14 protein-coding genes are annotated in these 16,857 nt (G+C 67.5%); 6 read left to right on the top strand and 8 right to left on the bottom strand.

The window, feature by feature from the left end; all coding sequences use genetic code 11:
- Positions 1–2: 2 nt before the first annotated feature.
- Entirely contained in the window at positions 3–1,166 is a 1,164-nt protein-coding gene (gene sucC / locus V1Y59_RS14110; protein ID WP_330505597.1) for an ADP-forming succinate--CoA ligase subunit beta, read from the bottom strand.
- Between the two features lie 407 nt (positions 1,167–1,573).
- Between sucC and V1Y59_RS14105 the strand changes: the two genes are divergently transcribed.
- Entirely contained in the window at positions 1,574–2,689 is a 1,116-nt protein-coding gene (locus V1Y59_RS14105; protein WP_431309174.1) for a M23 family metallopeptidase, read from the top strand.
- A gap of 250 nt (positions 2,690–2,939) precedes the next feature.
- Here the strand turns inward: V1Y59_RS14105 and V1Y59_RS14100 are convergent, their stop codons facing one another.
- A complete protein-coding gene (locus V1Y59_RS14100) occupies positions 2,940–5,441 on the bottom strand; it encodes a UvrD-helicase domain-containing protein (RefSeq protein ID WP_330505596.1) in 2,502 nt (833 codons plus the stop codon).
- A gap of 190 nt (positions 5,442–5,631) precedes the next feature.
- Here V1Y59_RS14100 and V1Y59_RS14095 point away from each other — a divergent pair, with 190 nt between their 5' ends.
- On the top strand, positions 5,632–7,227 hold the full coding sequence (locus V1Y59_RS14095; protein ID WP_330505595.1) for a hypothetical protein: 1,596 nt from the start codon (positions 5,632–5,634) through the stop codon (positions 7,225–7,227).
- Between the two features lie 19 nt (positions 7,228–7,246).
- Here V1Y59_RS14095 and V1Y59_RS14090 read toward each other — a convergent pair whose 3' ends face one another.
- Complete coding sequence (locus tag V1Y59_RS14090; protein WP_330505594.1) at positions 7,247–9,106, bottom strand: hypothetical protein; 1,860 nt, start codon at positions 9,104–9,106, stop codon at positions 7,247–7,249.
- 46 nt (positions 9,107–9,152) lie between these two features.
- Here V1Y59_RS14090 and V1Y59_RS14085 point away from each other — a divergent pair, with 46 nt between their 5' ends.
- Together V1Y59_RS14085 and pgi are read left to right on the top strand one after the other, a co-directional pair.
- Entirely contained in the window at positions 9,153–9,488 is a 336-nt protein-coding gene (locus tag V1Y59_RS14085) for a chorismate mutase (RefSeq protein WP_330505593.1), read from the top strand.
- Positions 9,489–9,655: 167 nt separating this feature from the next.
- Positions 9,656–11,347: a glucose-6-phosphate isomerase gene (pgi, locus tag V1Y59_RS14080; protein WP_330505592.1), complete on the top strand. Its 1,692-nt coding sequence runs from the start codon at positions 9,656–9,658 to the stop codon at positions 11,345–11,347.
- A gap of 242 nt (positions 11,348–11,589) precedes the next feature.
- Here pgi and V1Y59_RS14075 read toward each other — a convergent pair whose 3' ends face one another.
- The gene (locus V1Y59_RS14075; protein WP_330505591.1) at positions 11,590–12,123 is read right to left on the bottom strand and encodes a hypothetical protein; all 534 of its coding nucleotides are present in this window, start codon (positions 12,121–12,123) and stop codon (positions 11,590–11,592) included.
- Between the two features lie 19 nt (positions 12,124–12,142).
- Here V1Y59_RS14075 and V1Y59_RS14070 point away from each other — a divergent pair, with 19 nt between their 5' ends.
- Positions 12,143–12,796, top strand: a complete 654-nt coding sequence (locus V1Y59_RS14070) for a hypothetical protein (protein WP_330505590.1) — start codon at positions 12,143–12,145, stop codon at positions 12,794–12,796.
- 26 nt (positions 12,797–12,822) lie between these two features.
- On the opposite strand, the gene V1Y59_RS14065 is transcribed toward V1Y59_RS14070, so the two are convergent.
- Positions 12,823–13,572: an SDR family oxidoreductase gene (locus tag V1Y59_RS14065; protein WP_330505589.1), complete on the bottom strand. Its 750-nt coding sequence runs from the start codon at positions 13,570–13,572 to the stop codon at positions 12,823–12,825.
- A gap of 22 nt (positions 13,573–13,594) precedes the next feature.
- Entirely contained in the window at positions 13,595–14,488 is an 894-nt protein-coding gene (locus tag V1Y59_RS14060) for a DNA-formamidopyrimidine glycosylase family protein (protein ID WP_330505588.1), read from the bottom strand.
- Between the two features lie 25 nt (positions 14,489–14,513).
- On the opposite strand from V1Y59_RS14060, the gene V1Y59_RS14055 reads away from it, so the two are divergent.
- Positions 14,514–15,254: a 3'(2'),5'-bisphosphate nucleotidase CysQ gene (locus V1Y59_RS14055; RefSeq protein WP_330505587.1), complete on the top strand. Its 741-nt coding sequence runs from the start codon at positions 14,514–14,516 to the stop codon at positions 15,252–15,254.
- Positions 15,255–15,261: 7 nt separating this feature from the next.
- Here the strand turns inward: V1Y59_RS14055 and cobF are convergent, their stop codons facing one another.
- Positions 15,262–16,017 (bottom strand): precorrin-6A synthase (deacetylating), encoded by a 756-nt coding sequence (cobF, locus tag V1Y59_RS14050; protein ID WP_330505586.1) that lies wholly within the window; start codon positions 16,015–16,017, stop codon positions 15,262–15,264.
- A 5-nt stretch (positions 16,018–16,022) separates the two neighbouring features.
- Entirely contained in the window at positions 16,023–16,856 is an 834-nt protein-coding gene (locus V1Y59_RS14045) for an SDR family oxidoreductase (RefSeq protein WP_330430858.1), read from the bottom strand.
- Between the last annotated feature and the right edge of the window lies 1 nt (position 16,857).

The following is a 16,857-nucleotide window of genomic DNA, read 5'->3' as shown; positions in this document are numbered from 1 at the left end:
TCCTACTTGCTCGCCAGTTCGGCGGCCTTGTCGGCGCCGCTGTCCATGGTCTCGGCCAGCGTCACCAGCGGGTGGTTCGCATCGGCCAGGATCTTGCGGCCTTCTTCGACCTTGTTGCCGTCCAGCCGGACGACAAGCGGCTTGTTCGCCTCGTCGCCGAGCTTCTGCAGCGCGCCGACGATGCCGTTGGCGACCGCGTCGCAGGCGGTGATGCCGCCGAAGACGTTCACGAACACGGACTTGACCTGCTCGTCGCCCAGGATGACGTCGAGGCCCGCAGCCATCACCTCGGCGGAGGCGCCGCCACCGATGTCGAGGAAGTTGGCCGGCTTGACACCCTGGTGGGCCTCACCGGCGTAGGCGACGACGTCGAGGGTCGACATGACCAGCCCCGCGCCGTTGCCGATGATGCCGACCTGACCGTCGAGCTTGACGTAGTTGAGGTCGTTCTCCTTGGCCTTGAGCTCGAGCGGGTCGGTGGCCTCTTTGTCCTCGAACGCCTCGTGACCGGGCTGGCGGAAGTCGGCGTTGGCGTCCAGGGTGACCTTGCCGTCGAGGGCGAGGATCTGGTCGTCGGGGGTGCGCACCAGCGGGTTGACCTCGACCAGCAGGGCGTCTTCCTTGATGAACACCTCCCAGAGCTTCTGGATGGTGACGGCTGCGGCGTCGAGCACCTCGGCAGGCAGTTTGCCGGCCTCGGCGATGCTGCGCGCGAACGCGAGGTCGACACCCTTGACGGCGTCGACGGGGATTTTGGCGAGGGCGTCGGGATTCTCTTCCGCGGTGACCTCGATCTCGACGCCACCCTCCACCGAGCACATGGCCAGGTAGGTGCGGTTGGTGCGGTCGAGCAGGAAGGAGATGTAGTACTCCTCGGCGATGTCACTCGCCTCTGCGACCAGCAGCTTCTTGACGACGTGGCCCTTGATGTCCAGGCCGAGAATCGCCTCGGCGTTCGCGACGGCCTCGTCGACGTCCTTGGAGTACTTGACGCCGCCGGCCTTGCCGCGGCCACCCACCTTGACCTGGGCCTTGACCATGACGGGCTTGCCGATTTCCTCGGCAATCTCACGTGCCCCGGCGACCGTGTCGGTGACACGACCGGCCGAGGTGGGCACCTCGTGCTTGGCGAAGAGTTCCTTCGCCTGGTATTCGAAGAGATCCATTCAGCTCACCATCTCGTAGATTTGACCGCGGAAGGATGTACACCGCAGGGGTGTTGTGCGGGCCATATCGGACTCTAAACCTGCCGCGTATGGGCTTTGTCGGCACACCCGGCGCTTGTGCGACAGATCACTCGCTCGGTCGGATGGGCCACGACAAAGCGACCCGGGGCGTCCGGGCGTGGCCGACGCGTGCTCTCATAGATTGTCCGCCGACAGACGGGCCGCCCGCGCCGTATTCGGACGAACGCCACTTTCCGGTTCGATCCGCTGTGATGCGGCTCACAGATTGCCGGGTTTTCGGGTCCCTGCGTTGGACTTGCCGCAATCATTTCGTTACCGTCGGCTGGCAGTTGGTCACAAAAGGATTACGGACGGCAACGGGTAGTCCTCGGCAGTAAAGAGATGAGGTGGACGATTTGACGGGATCTGGTTTCTCAGGCCGGTCGGTCACGACCACCGGGCACCCCGCCGCCCGCGACGAAGATCATTCCGGCACGGAAGTCACCACGATCATCCCGATCGATGAGTTCACCGCCGAGTCGCCCGCGTGGGAGTCCACGGACCAGACGTGGGATCCCGCGTCGTGGGACCGCTACTACCGACCGACCCGTTCCGAGATCACCCAGGACATCCTGATCCCGGAGAGCGAGTTCGACGGCTACGAGCACGACGAACCGTTCGACATCGACGGCGCCCGCCTCGACAACTACGCCCTCACGAGCACCGAGAGCGACGACCTCCCGATGCGTGTGGAGGGCGACGAGAAGCCGTTCCGCACCCGCCCCGCCTCCGCTCCGGCCCGCCGCGGCGGGAAGCACCGCATCAGCGCCCCACCGACCGCCCTCAAGGGCGGTCGTGCCGCACTCATCGCCATGGCCGCCGGCGCCGCTGTCGCCGCCGTCGCCCAGGTCGGCTCCACCGACAGCATCGATGCGCCCGCGCCGTCGAACACCGCGAACGTCGGCACCACCGGCGAGACGCCCGATCTCGGACCGGGACTCGCTGCCACCGCCCCCACCAAGGACATGAGCGGCTACTCCGAGCAGCTCGCCGTCGGCAAGGCCATGGCCGCCGAGGAGGACCGTCGCGAGGCGTTGGCCCGCCGTCCCATGTTCGCCTCGCCCATCCCGATGGGCCAGTACGACTTCACGTCGAGCTTCGCGATGCGCTGGGGCAGCTTCCACGGCGGTATCGATCTCGCAGCCCCGCTGGGCACCCCGATCCACGCCGTCACCGACGGTGTGGTCATCGACGCCGGCCCGGCCTCCGGCTACGGCAACTGGGTGCAGATCCGCGCCGAAGACGGCACCGTCACCATGTACGGCCACATGTCGTCCTCCGGCGTCCTGGTCCAGAAGGGCCAGCACGTGACCGCGGGCGACGTCATCGCCCTGGTCGGCAACGAAGGCTTCTCCACCGGCCCGCACGTGCACTTCGAGGTCTGGAAGAACGGCACCACCAAGGTCGACCCGACACCGTGGCTGGCCGAGCACGGCGTTCAGCTGTCCGCCTACGGTAGTTAGCCACCGCACCCAACGCTCCCAACCGCACCTAGGCCGCCAACGCCATCAGCACGGAGGTCGACTGGGCGTAGGTTGTCGCCTGGGTTAGCAGTTCGTGTCGACTGGGCGCTAGATTTCGTCGAGTGTGCACACGGGTTCAGAACTCGGCTAACGAAGTCGGGATGGTGTGCACACTCGACGAAATCTAGCGCCCAGTCGACCTCCGTGCTGATGGCGTTGGGAGCCTCTGGTGCGGTTGCGGAAGGCTGGACTACAGCTTGTCGCCGGGTAGACCACCGGCGGTCAGGAGCGTGACGCGGCCGACGCTGCCTCCGAAGTCGAAGGTGATGCGTTCGGTGGCACCACTCCCCTCCTTCGCGACGGCCTTGCCCATGCCGTACTTCGGATGGTTGATCCGGTCGCCGATGTCGTAGTGCACCTGCTTGTTTCGGCCGCGCGTCGGGTCCGACGAGTACGACGACCGGCCGAGCCGATCACTGCCGAATCCGGAGTCACCGCGCCCGAACACACCGCCGGACGAGCCGAACCGACGGCCCGCCGATCGGGACTGCTCGGTTCGTCGCCAATCCAGCAGATGCTGCGGAATCTCTTGCAGGAAACGGGATTCCGGGTTGGACACCGGTTGACCCCATGATGCCCGGGTCATCGACCGGGTCAGGTAGAGCCGTTCTTTCGCGCGGGTGATGCCCACGTAGGCGAGGCGGCGTTCCTCACTGAGCTCGGCAGGATCACCCAATGCCCGCATGTGGGGGAAATGGCCGTCCTCCCAACCGGTCACGAACACGACGGGGAACTCCAGCCCCTTCGCCGTGTGCAACGTCATGAGGGTCACCACTCCCTCGCCCTCGTCGGGCACCTGGTCGGCGTCGGCGACCAACGACACCTTCTCCAGGAACGCGGCCAGGGATCCGGGCTCGGGCTCGCCGTCACCCACCGGGGCGTCGACGTCGTCGAGGTCATCGAGGTCGATTCCGTCGTCGGCGGCCAGCCCCGCCGCTTCGGCACTGAATTCTCTTGCCACGGCGACCAATTCGTTGATGTTGTCGAGCCGCGCACCGTCCTGGGGGTCGCGCGATGCCTCGAGTTCGGCGCGGTAGTTGGTGCGCTCGACGATGGCGTCGACGAGTTCGCCGATGTCGGCGCCCTCCTCGGTCGCGTCCACGACCGCGACGTCTTCGGCGGCGTCACCGGCCGCCCCGAACGTCGCGAGGAAGTCGTTGCGCAGACCTTCGATCAGCTCGACGAAGCCGCCGATCTGTTTGACCGCACGGGTGTTCAGCATCCCCACCTTGCCCTCGGCACCTTCGACAAGCGCCTCGTAGAAGCTGATGCCGCGGTTCTCCGAATGCACCGCCACACATGCCTCGGCCCGATCGCCGATCCCCCGTCGCGGGGTGTTGAGGATGCGCCGCAGACTCACCGAGTCGTCGGGATTCGCCACCACACGCAGGTAGGCGACGACGTCGCGGACCTCTTTGCGTTCGTAGAATTTGGTGCCGCCGACCACCTTGTACGGGATGCCGTGCCGGACGAACACCTCTTCCAGGGGCCGTGAACCGGTGTTGGTGCGGTAGAAGACCGCGATGTCGGAGTACGAGTGACTCGTGGAGCCGCCGATCGAATAGTCGGTGAGATCCTCGATCTCCTTGGCGATGAACAGGGATTCGTCGCGGTCCGAATCGGCCACGTACCCGACGATCAGCTCACCGTCGCCCGAATCCGTCCACAGCCGCTTGTCCCGGCGGTTCTCGTTGCGGGCGATCACCGCGTTGGCGGCCGACAGGATCGTCTGCGTCGAGCGGTAGTTCTGCTCGAGCAGGATCGTCTCCGCGTTCGGGTAGTCGCGTTCGAATTCCTCGATGTTGCGAATGGTCGCCCCGCGGAACGCGTAGATCGACTGATCAGCGTCGCCGACCACGCACAACTCCGACGGCGGCACCGGCGAGTCGGTGTTCTCCTCGCCGACGAGCTCGCGGACGAACACGTACTGGGCGTGGTTCGTGTCCTGGTACTCGTCGACCATGACATGACGGAACCGGCGCCGGTAGTACTCGGCCACCTCCGGATGGCGCTGCAGCAACGACACGGTCTCGCCGATGAGATCGTCGAAGTCGAACGCGTTGGCCGCGAGCAGGCGCCGCTGGTACTCGGCGTAGATCTGCGCGATCACCAACACCGACGGCTCGCCCTCGCCGGCCTTCGTCAGCGCCTCGTCGGGGTCGATCAACTCGTTCTTGAGATTCGAGATGCTCACCGCCACGCCGCGGGCGCTGAACTTCTTCGGGTCGAGATCCATGTCGCGGATGATCATGCCCAGCAGGCGCTTCGAGTCGTCCGAGTCGTAGATCGAGAAGTTGGAGTTCCGTGCGCCGAGCAGGGCGGACTGCGCGCGGAGGATGCGGACGCAGGTCGAGTGGAAGGTGGAGACCCACATGTAGGCCGCGCGGGGCCCGACCAGGTCGATCACCCGCTCCCGCATCTCCGCCGCCGCCTTGTTGGTGAACGTGATCGCCAGGATCTGTCCGGGAGTGGTGTCCCGTTCGGCGAGCAGGTACGCGATACGCCGTGTGAGCACGGCCGTCTTGCCGGACCCGGCGCCGGCGACGATGAGCAGCGGTGAACCGGCATGCAGCACCGCCGCACGTTGCTGCGGATTCAGATCGGCCAGCAGGCGGGCGGTGGGGTCATCGGAGGTGTCGGCGGACCGGGCTGTCGGAGTACCGGCGGCCGTCGCGCGGGTGGAGCTTGTCATCAGGAGACAAGGCTACCCCCGAGCGCCGACACCCCCGGCGTAGGTCGGTGACCGGCGGTTACGATATGCCCGAATCGGGGGAGGCGTCGCCGGGTCATTCATCCGGTGCATGTCGCCCGCCGGGTCCGGCATGATCTGCTGGTCACACCGACGACCGCGGGGGTCGTCGAGGCACCTGGAAAGGTCTGCGATGCGCCAACGGTCGATAGCCGGTCCCGCGGTTCTGTTCGGTATCGGCGTGGTGGCGCTCGTCGCCGGGGTCGTGCTGTCCCTCGTGCCCTTCCCCACCGACGGTTCCGCATCACCCACCGCGGTGTTCACCGCCCAGAAGAACCTCGACGAGGTGGCCTTCGGCCTCGGTGGAAGTCCCGGAGCCCGATACACGGGCACCCTCACGACCACGTCGGATGCGCCCGACTCCGATCCGCAGACGGTGGAGTTCACCGACCTGACGGTCGCGGCGACGAAGAACGCCGACGGCGAGATCGCCTACAACTCGACGCCCGCCGAGTACCGACAGATCGGCAACTACCGGTATCTGAAGGGTCCGTCGCGGGTGTGGACCGACCTGTTCGACGGTGCGCCGGTTGCCTCCGCCCTCGACCTCGGCGCGGTCGACGACACCTGGACCGATCTGCGCTACTCCGGCCTGCCCGACCTCGGCTATCTCCTGTCGCCGGCACTGCTCGCCGGCCGTATCGGCAACACCGAACGTGTGGAGCCACCCCAACTCGGCCTGGAACTCCCGGCACCGAATCAGGGCACACCGGACGCCCGGTTCTGGCCCACCAGCGACCCCGTGATCACCGCCGTCGACGCCGACACCCTGCGTGTCGGGTCGATGGAGACGACGTTCGATCCGTCGACCAAACAAGTCACCCACATCACCGGCGAGTTCGAGCGGGAGGGCATCCACGTCAGCATCGACACCGACGTCACCGTGCTGGCGCCCGACGACCTCGCCACGCTGTACGCGGACGAACGCGCGTTGGTCCCCGATCTCCTGAGCATCCCCGCCCCGGCGGTCCCGCTGGCGGACAATCCGATCACCACCCGCGCGACCGGATCGTGCACACCCGCCTCGTGCGGTTTCACCATCACTGCCAGTGGCGCGCTCAACCCCGAGGTCGCCGACGAGATGCGACCGGTGAACGGCCACGTCAATTTCGGGATCACCGTGCGCTACGCGGTCGACGACGGGCGGCCCGGCGAACGCGGCGGCACCTGTACCCGGGTTCTCACCACCCCGTTCGGCGGGCGCGCCGATACCAGGTGTGCGGCCACCGATCTCCCCCAGGGTGCACGCGGTGTCCGGGCGATTCCCACGCTGCAGTACCTCCCGTTCGTCGACTCGACCGAGGGCGACCTCAACGAGTACATCGACAGTCAGGAAGAGTCCAGCAAGCAGCCGATCTCGTTGGTGCGCACGGGCATCAAGCAGGCGGAGGCCGCACGGTACAACGATCAGGTGGTCGGCTTCCCCAGTAGCTACGGAGTCAAGGTCGGCGACTACGTGTTCGACGGCGTGGGACCGCAGGGCAACCTGTTCGTGGCGTTCGCGCCGGGTTACGCCGAGCACATCACCGGCGGGCGCCTGGATGCGGACTGGGCGGGCACGGACCTGCTCACGCAGCAACTCGACGCCCAGGTGGCGGCCGCGGGTGACCGCGAGATCACCTATGTCACAGCCGAACCCGAGCTGGCATCGGCTCTACGTCTGCTCGCGCTGACCGAGGGAGTCGACTTCGACGACATCACCGTCTTCTCGACACCGGTCGAACAGTGATGTCGCGGTACGGCGTTTGTCAGCCGACGAACCGCGCGTCGGCGACCTCACCGACGCGACCCTCGCCGGTGTGCAGGGTGAGCCCGGGGGTCACCGGCCGGATCGCGATGCGCTCACCCTGACCTTCGAGCTGCACGTACACCACGTGGAGGCCGGCGTCGACCGGTACACGCACCGGATCACCGTCGTCGAGCGACAATTCGATCTCGCCGGCCTGGTTCGCGCAGTAGCTGACGGCGACGGTCCAGCGCCAGCGCAACAACGGGCCCGACAGCCGCAACCGCGCCGGGCCGGTGACCTCCGGCCGGTCGCACGCGCCGCGACCCGGCCGGATCGTCCGAGCCGGCGTCACGGCACCGGCGACCATGTTCCCGTTGCTGTCGAGAACCTGCAGCCGATCCGTCGTCACCCCGAACTGCGGCCGGTCCGACAAGCGACCGAACGTGTGACTGATCTGGTTGTTCGGATACGCCACGGGGAGGAGGACCTCGAGCGGCAACGCCTGGTCGAACATCGTCTGCTCCTGATGGGCGGCCAGCGAACGTTTGGCATTGGCGAGGTAGTCCCCGGTGGGGTTGTCGCGCCACGATGTGGAGAACCCGACCAGCGAGATGGTCGCCGACGCGATCAGGAGCCCGCCGACGACAGTCACCGCGACCACGACACGCCCATGCTCCGAGGCCGTCCCGGTATGACGACCGGTGGCCGCGCGTGCCGTTGGGGGTGAGGCGACGATCAGCGCGATCGCGATGGTCACGACGACTGCGGTGTCGGGAAGGTAGCGCATGGTCTGCGCGAGTTCGAGAGCCGTGTTGGTGCTCGAACGGTTCCACATCACGGGGAGCTGAGCCACCACCAGGTAACCGATCGTGCACGCCACCACAGCGATCGACCCGCGTCGGGCGAGGACCGCCCAGGTCACCAGAGCCGCGACGACCAGCCAGCCCAGCACGATCATCCACGTCGGTGCGAAACCCATCGGCGGACTCGGTATCCAGCGGTCCCACTGCCACGGACCGCCGACGAACGACGGCACGACCGCGTTGTTGATCGACCGCCACACCAGCCGCACGGTCTGTCCGATCGAGTGTTCGCCCGCGGTGGCGTCGGACACCGAGAAGAAGATCAGCACCCACACCACGAAGATCGCGCCCATGACGACCCACAACGTTCGTGCGCCGACGAACGCGCGGGTGAGGGCGCTGTCGATGCGCTGGGGCGCCCCGGCAGGCGACGTCTCGATGTCCGGCGCGTCACCGCTGTCGGTGAACCGGCGCGCGGACAGCACCGCGGCGAGGAATGCGACCGGCAGGATGAACAGCGACTTCTCGAAAAACGCCAGGGCCAACACGAAAACGACCGACGACCGGACGACGAGCAGCCGGGCATCCGGTCGTCCCCGCGACCGCACCAGGAGCACCGCGTCGGCGACGATCCACGCCATCGCCGCCTGCATCGGCAGCGAGTTCAACGCGGCCGCCCACCACGCGAAGGCCGGCACCGTCATCGGTGTGAACAGGTAGAACGCCAACGCGGCCAGAGCCCCGATCCCCGCACGCGGCGCGAGCACCCGAATCATCCGCCAGACGGCCAACGAGGCCAGGCCCTGCAGGACCACGAGCGTGATCGCCGGGACCACCCAGTTGACCGGAGCGATCACCGTGGTCACCCCCGCGACCAGGAACGCCGCAGGCATGAAGTGTCCGTCATGACTGTGACCGAGGTAGTCCCAGCTCAGAATCGGATTCGACGACGCCCGCCCGATGAGGACGAGATCGTCCCAGTAGAAGTTGCCGGTTCCGGCGAGCCAGGCGCGGATGGCGAGCTGCGCCACGATCAGGGTGATCGCCGCCGTTGCGACCGTCCGCCTGCTGAGCATGCGGTCCAGTCTCACGGCGCACTGCGCGCGTGGCAAAATCGTGCGCGTGACCGACGCCAACACACCCGACGAGCAGACCCGCGCATCCACGCCTTTCGACGCCGATGCCTACGACCTGTCCGACGACGTGTCGACCCTGGCCTCCGACATCGACGAGTTGCGTCTCGAGATCGATCGACTCGACTCGATGATCCTGGCGGCGGTCAAACGGCGATCGGCGGTCTCGAAGAAGATCGGCGCCGCGCGCATGGCCTCCGGTGGCACCCGCCTGGTTCACAGCCGCGAGGTGAAGGTTCTCGACCGGTTCGCGGAACTCGGCCAAGAGGGCCACACCCTGGCGATGTTGTTACTGCGTCTCGGGCGCGGTCCGCTCGGGCGGTAGGTGTCCGTCCGCATCACCGCAGAGCATGTCCGATTGGATAATCCAGTCGACGGTCCCGAGTGGTGATGCTCCCGACCATCCAGCGCCCCACGTGCCACTCCCGGACACCACTCGTCGGCGCCATCCGAGCCGTCGCGCACCGACGCATGACCGCATAGGGTGAGTGCATGAGTCACGTCTCAGGTAGCGACTTCGACATCAGTGACCACGACGACATCACCGCAACGCAATCCTGGCAAGCTCTGGCCGCCCACCAACCCCACGTGTACGCGATGCACCTCCGCGAGGTCTTCGCCGCGGACCCCGATCGCGGCCGGGAGCTGACGATCGACGTCGGCGACCTGCACATCGACTACTCCAAGCATCGGGTCCTGCGCGAAACCCTGGAATTGCTCGCGAGTCTGGCCCGCGAGGCCGGGCTCGAGGACCGACGCGACGACATGTTCGCAGGCCAGCACATCAACACCTCCGAGGATCGCGCGGTGCTGCACACCGCGTTGCGGCTTCCGGCCGACGCCAACCTGACGGTGGACGGACAGGACGTGGTCGCCGACGTCCACGAAGTGCTCTCGGCCATGGGCGAGTTCACCGACAAGCTGCGCTCCGGTGAATGGAAGGGACACACCGGCAAGCCGATCACCGACGTGGTGAACATCGGCATCGGCGGTTCCGACCTGGGGCCGGTGATGGTGTATCAGGCACTGCGGCACTATGTGGACTCGAACATCCGCTGCCACTTCGTCTCCAACGTCGATCCCGCCGACATGGTCGGCACCCTCGCCGACCTCGACGCCGAGACGACCCTGTTCATCATCGCGTCCAAGACCTTTACCACCCTCGAGACGCTGACCAACGCAGCAGCCGCACGGACGTGGCTGCTCAAGACGCTCGGCGCCGGCGACGACGCGGTGGCCAAGCACTTCGTCGCGGTCAGCACGAACGCCGAGAAGGTCGCCGAGTTCGGCATCGACACCGCCAACATGTTCGGGTTCTGGGATTGGGTCGGCGGCCGGTACTCGGTGGACTCGGCGATCGGCCTGGCGGTGATGGCGGCGATCGGCAGGGAACGCTTCGGCGAGTTCCTCGACGGATTCCACATCGTCGACGAGCATTTCCGTACCGCTCCGCTCGAGCAGAATGCTCCGGTCGTCCTCGGCCTGATCGGCCTCTGGTACAACAACTTCTGGGATTCCCAGACCCGCGCGGTGCTGCCCTACTCCAACGACATGGCCCGATTCGCGGCATATCTGCAGCAGCTGACGATGGAGTCGAACGGCAAATCCGTGACCGCCCACGGGCATCCGGTGACCACCGACACCGGTGAGATCTTCTGGGGAGAACCCGGCACCAACGGACAGCACGCCTTCTACCAGCTGCTCCACCAGGGCACCCGGATGATCCCGGCCGACTTCATCGGCTTCGCCGAGCCCACCGACGATCTGCCGACCGCCGACGGCACCGGATCGATGCACGATCTGCTGATGAGCAACTACTTCGCGCAGACGAAGGTGCTGGCCTTCGGTAAGACCGCAGACGAGATCGCGGCCGAAGGTGTGCCGCCGAACGTGGTGTCGCACAAGGTGATGCCCGGCAACAAGCCGACCACCTCGATTCTCGCGCCCACGTTGACGCCGTCGGTCGTCGGCCAACTGGTCGCCCTGTACGAGCATCAGGTGTTCGTCGAGGGCGCGATTTGGGGCATCAACCCGTTCGATCAGTGGGGCGTCGAGCTCGGCAAGACCCAGGCGAAGGAACTGTTGGGTGTCATCGTCGACGGGCAATCGCCACCGGCCCAGGACGATTCGTCCACCGACGCCCTGGTCCGCTGGTACCGCGGGCATCGCGGGCGTTCTGCGTAGTCGGTTGGGGCGACGCTCGCCCCACCCGATGATCGAGTAGCCCGCGAGCCCCCCAGGCGAGCGTGCGTATCGAGATCGAGTACCGGTCCCGAGGTCTCGATACGCCTCGTCGCAAGCTCCTCGGCTACTCGACCAGCGGTTGGGGGCGCCTCGGCTACTCGACCAGCGGTTGGGGGCGTCTCGGCTACTCGACCGGCGGATGGGGCGTCTCGGCTACTCGACCAGCGAGAATCGCGTCGGGGCTACTGCCACCGGGTCTCGTCGAACACCTCGTCGGGGATCTCCTCACCGGGTTCGACACCGAGCTTCTCGAGCCGCCCCATGAGTGCGGCGGCCACGGCGATGAAGGTGACGAGATCCTGTGGCTCCGTTGAACGTTCGGCCGGATCGCCACCCATGAACTCGTGGACGGACGGCGGCACACAGTCACCCATGTCGATCGACCGTTGACCGGTCGCGGTGCGCCAGGCGTCGAAACTGGCGACGTCGACGGCGTCGGCGATGTCCCCGTTGCGGACCGCGGTAAGCACCTCTCCGACGGAGGCCAACGGCCCGCTGCTGCCGCTGGACGGATCGAACCCGACGACGGTGTCCGCATCGATCTCGGCGTCGTCGTCGAGCGTGAAATACACGATGCCGCGCCAATCCGCACCGAGGGCCGCGATGTCGTCACGACCGAAGACGTCGGTCAGGACCTCGCCCACATCGGCGCGCCGGCGCGCACCGAACAGCTGAAATGCGCCATTGGCCACAACCTGTCCCTGCTTCGACGACACATCGGCTACCTTACGCAACGTGACCCTCAGTCCCGCGACGCGTGCGAGGCGGCGTGTGTTCGTGTCCACGATCGTCGGTGTGCTCGCGATCGGCGCCTGTTCGTCGTCGACGCCCGACGGTCCGGCCCCGACCTCGGTGCCCACCAGCGCGTCGGTGTCCGTGCCCGCGGGTCAGGCGCCCCGCTCGGCACCGGGTTCGAGTCTGGCGTTCGGTGAATCCGCGGTGTTGCCGGCCAACGCCTTCGCCGCCGCCGGTCGGCGCGCCATGTTCACCGTCACCGGAATCACGCCGGGTACCGGCGTCCCCGACGACGTCACCGACGGCGGCGTCGCATACTTCCTCTACGTGACGGTGACCTCGCTGGCCGACCGCCCGGCCCCGGCTCCATCGGTGATCGGCCTCAGCGGCAGCGCCGACGGCATGACACCGACCCTCACCCTCGCGCCGACACCGGGTCTCGCCGAGTGCCCCCAGTCCACGCCGCCCGAGCAGATGAGTCGCGGCGAGTCGTACGCCACCTGCCTCGTCTCTGTTGCTGATCCCGAGCAGCGGCTCGAGCAGGTGATCTATTGGGCGGACACCACATCGGACCCGGCGCTGGACTACCAGAGCGCACCGGTCGTCTGGGCGCCCGCCCCGTCACCGTCCGCATCCCCGCCGCCCACCGGCTGAGCCTGTTCTGGCCGGCTCCGCGCGCGTCAGACCAACCTGCGGGTGATCGCGGAGGGCAGCAGACGGAGCGCGCCGGCGATCGGCAGCCACGGCCAGGTCGGGACAGGCGCCCACGCGGTTTCCTTCTCGATCGCCGCGACCATCGCACGCACACCGCTGTCGGTGTCGGTCATCAACGCGGTCTCGACGCCCCGGTTGATGTCGGTCTCGATATAGCCCGGCAGCAGTACCGAAACGGTGATGGGCGACCCGGCGAACTCCGCCTGGAGTCCATGTCCCAGCGCGGAGAGTCCCGCCTTGGACGCGGAGTACGCGGCCTGCGCCTTCGGCAGGCCACGAATGCCACTCATCGAGCTGATCAGCACCAGGTGCCCGCGTCCCTGGGCGCGGAAGATCTCGAGCGCCGCCTCCGCCTGGGCCAACGCGCCGACCAGATTGGTCTGGACGGTCTCGATGTTGGCGGCCGCCTTGCCGGTACCGATCGGCGCACCCTTGCCCAGTCCCGCGTTGACGATGACTCGGTCCAATCCGCCGAGTTCGTCCGCGAGAGCTGCGAAAACTGTTGGTACCGAGTCGGTGTCGGTGACGTCGAGACGAGCGGTGGCGATCTGCGCTGCCCGCGGCCGCAGTTCGACGGCGAGCTCGTCGAGACGCTCGAGCCGCCGTGCGCACAGCGCCAGCGCCCGCCCGTCGTCGGCGAAGCGGCGCGCCATCCCCTCACCGAGACCCGAACTCGCGCCGGTGATCAGGATCTTCTGCCGTGTGGTCGTTTTCACGGCTCCCCAACCTACCGGGTCGCTATTTCAGCAGGCGCGACATCCGCCTGTCGGCGAGCACCTTCCCACCGGTTTGGCAGGTCGGGCAGTACTGGAACGACCGGTCGGTGAACGCGACCTCGCGGATGGTGTCACCGCACACCGGACACGGCAGACCGGTCCGGGCGTGCACGCGCAGACCGGTGCGCTTCTCCGACTTCAGGCGCGCCACCTCCTGCCCTTCGAGCCGGGAGATCGCGTCGGTGAGCACCGACCGGATCGTGTCGTAGAGGATGTCCACCTGCGCGTCGTCCAGGGTTTTCGCCGATGCGAACGGCGACAGTTTGGCCGTGTGCAGGATCTCGTCGGAGTAGGCGTTGCCGACACCGGCCACGGTTCGCTGGTCGGTCAGCACGTTCTTGATCCGGCCCGAAGACCCGGCCAGGATCGCACCGAACTCGTCGCGGCCCATCGCCAGCACGTCCGGCCCCAGCGTGGCGATCCGCTCCACCTCGCCGACATCACGCACGATCCACACCGCCAGGCGCTTCTGTGTGCCGGCCTCCGTGACGTCGAATCCCTCACCGGGAAGGCCACAATGCACGCGGAGAGCGATCGGCCCCTTCCCACCCGGCCGCGGCGGTGTCTGCGACAGCTGGTCGCTCCAGCGCAGCCAACCCGCCCGGGACAGGTGGATGACGAGCACGACGAGTGGTTCGGCGGCCGCGTCGTCGTCGGGCCCCGGCAGGGTGCGCATGACCAGGTACTTGCCGATGCGACTCACCGATTCGACGATGCGCCCCGCGAGGGCGGAATAGGGCGGGTCGGCGGTCTTGAGCACCGCGAGTGACGCCACATCGACGCGCCGGATGGGCAGACCGGCCGCGCGCCCGTCGACGTAGTCCGCGATCGCCGCGACCTCAGGAAGCTCAGGCATGTGTCCAGTGTGCTCTAGTAGGGGGATGATCTCGCGCCTTTCCGACGCCGACCTGGCAGCGCGGCTCGCCGAGGGCGCAGGCCAGATCCTGCTCGGTGTTCGCCACGGCGACCTGCTGGCGGGTCGCCACCTCGGCGACGTCGGCGACGCGATCGCGCAGGCCTGGATCGCCAATGTCATCGTCCGTCACCGCCCACACGACGCCGTGCTGTCCGAGGAGGGCGCCGACATCGGCGACCGTGCGACCGCCGACCGGGTCTGGATCATCGATCCGCTCGACGGCACACGCGAGTTCGCCGCCGGTTCCGCCGACTGGGCCGTCCACGTGGCGCTGACCGAGAACGGCGTGGTCACCGAGGCCGCCGTCTCCCTGCCGGCGGTCGGTGAGGTGTTCCGATCCGACACCGTCAAACCTCCGGGCGGACCGCTCACCGGCCGGATGGCGGCATCACGCTACGGCGGGTCGTACGAGAGCGCGTGGGTGTCACGCCGTCTGTCGCTCAACATGATCGGTATCGGCTCGGCGGGCGCCAAGGCGATGGCAGTGGTGCGCGGCGACGTCGACGCCTACGTTCACGCCGGCGGTCAGTACGAGTGGGACAACTGCGCACCCGTCGGCGTCGCGCTGGCTGCCGACCTGCATTGCAGCCGACTCGACGGATCGACCATCGTCTACAACCGACCGCAGCCGTACATGCCCGATTTCGTCATCTGCCGCGAGGAGATCCGCGACGACGTCCTGGCCGCGATCGATGAGATCTGGTGACCGGCACTCAATTCTTGCGCAGCAGGTAGATGTCCATGATCCATCCCACCCGCGACCGGGCCTCGGCGCGGGCGGCGACGATCCGGTCGGCGACGTCGGCCACGCGGCCGCTGATGAGGATCTCGTCGTCGGTTCCGACGTAGGCGCCCCACCAGATGTGGTCGTCGCGGTCGGCGATGTCTCGGAAGGTCAGGTCGCCGTCGAGCATGACGATCTGATTGGTGTCCGCGCCGTCGGGCGTCTCCGCCAGTCGCCGTCCGGTGGTGATGTGGATGGGTTCGCCCACGCGGTTGGCGGTGATGCGATGGGCGGCGGTCAGCGCGCTGGCGCTGGTCACGCCGGGGATGACCTGCACGTCGATGTCGAGATGCGGTTGCGCACACAGGTCGTCGACGATCCGCAGAGTGCTGTCGTAGAGCGCCGGGTCACCCCAGACGAGGAACGCGGCCACACCGCCGTCGGCGAGTTCACCGGCCAGCGCTTCGGCGATGACCGCGGCGCGCGCGGCATGCCAGCGCCGCACCTCGGCGTCGTAGTCGTCGGGATGGCGGTCGCGGGGCGGGTCGGCGATCTCGATGACGCGGTGGTCGGCCGGGGCGTGGCGGGCCAGGATCTCATGGCGCGCGGCGACCAGAGACCTCTTGGCACTTCCCTTGTCGAGGACGAGGAACACGTCGACGTCGGCGAGCGCATCGACGGCCTCGAGCGTGAGTTGTCGCGGATTGCCGGGGCCGATCCCGATGACACGCAGCGTGATCCGCACGGCGGCTAGACCCTGACCCGGGGCAGACCGTGCTTGCGTGCGGTCATGTCCAGGATCAGTTGACGGGGCAACAGCCGCCGCAGAGCGAAGACGATGCCGGCCTGATTGCCTTTGGCGTAGAACGGCTTCGGATGTTCGGCGAGGGCGGCGTCGACGATGACGCGGGCCATGGTGGCGGCCCCGATGCCGGCGTCCTCGTTGGTGCGGGTGGCCGACGCCAGCGTCTCGTATTCGTCGGCATACGGGGAACCGTCGCCGATGTGGATGCTGCGCCGGTCGCCGATCCCGGTCGCGATCGTTCCGGGTTCGACCGAGATCATCCGGATTCCGTACGGCGCCACCTCCCGGCGCGTGGCGAGCGCGAATGCCTTGAGGGCCGATTTCGTTGCCGCATAGTTCGATCGGAATGCGACCGGGAAGCTCGACAGCATCGACCCCACCATGACGACGGTGCCGGTACCGCGTTCCCGCATACCCGGCAGCACCGCTTTCGTGAGTGCGATCGGCCCGAATACGTTGACCGCGAACAGCTTCTCGATCGCTTCCATCGACGTGTCCTCGAGGGCGCCCGCCTGGCTCTCCCCCGCGTTGTTGATCACGATGTCGATCACACCGATCTTCGCCACGCACTGAGCGGCGCTGTCGTAGTCGGCGTTGTCGAGCCGCACATAGTTGACCCCGCGGATCGGATCGGCGACGTTCTCCGGGTGACGCGTGGTGCCGTACACGGTGTGCCCGCGTTGGACGAACTGTCGGGCGACCTCGGCGCCGATTCCGCTCGAGGCCCCGGTGACCAGGACGACCTGGGATTTCGACGGTGCAGATTGTGATGAAGCCACG

This window comes from Gordonia prachuapensis (assembly GCF_036350515.1).
Taxonomy (GTDB): domain Bacteria; phylum Actinomycetota; class Actinomycetes; order Mycobacteriales; family Mycobacteriaceae; genus Gordonia; species Gordonia prachuapensis.
The sequence above is the reverse complement of the archived record's forward strand: the minus strand, read 5'-3'. Positions and strand labels throughout refer to the sequence as shown.

Excerpts from the sequence above, each read along its gene's own strand:
- sucC (WP_330505597.1), bottom strand. The coding sequence starts at position 1,166 with ATGGATCTCTTCGAATACCAGGCGAAGGAACTCTTCGCCAAGCACGAG.
- V1Y59_RS14100 (WP_330505596.1), bottom strand. The coding sequence starts at position 5,441 with ATGACAAGCTCCACCCGCGCGACGGCCGCCGGTACTCCGACAGCCCGG.
- V1Y59_RS14095 (WP_330505595.1), top strand. The coding sequence starts at position 5,632 with ATGCGCCAACGGTCGATAGCCGGTCCCGCGGTTCTGTTCGGTATCGGC.
- V1Y59_RS14090 (WP_330505594.1), bottom strand. The coding sequence starts at position 9,106 with ATGCTCAGCAGGCGGACGGTCGCAACGGCGGCGATCACCCTGATCGTG.
- pgi (WP_330505592.1), top strand. The coding sequence starts at position 9,656 with ATGAGTCACGTCTCAGGTAGCGACTTCGACATCAGTGACCACGACGAC.
- V1Y59_RS14060 (WP_330505588.1), bottom strand. The coding sequence starts at position 14,488 with ATGCCTGAGCTTCCTGAGGTCGCGGCGATCGCGGACTACGTCGACGGG.
- V1Y59_RS14055 (WP_330505587.1), top strand. The coding sequence starts at position 14,514 with ATGATCTCGCGCCTTTCCGACGCCGACCTGGCAGCGCGGCTCGCCGAG.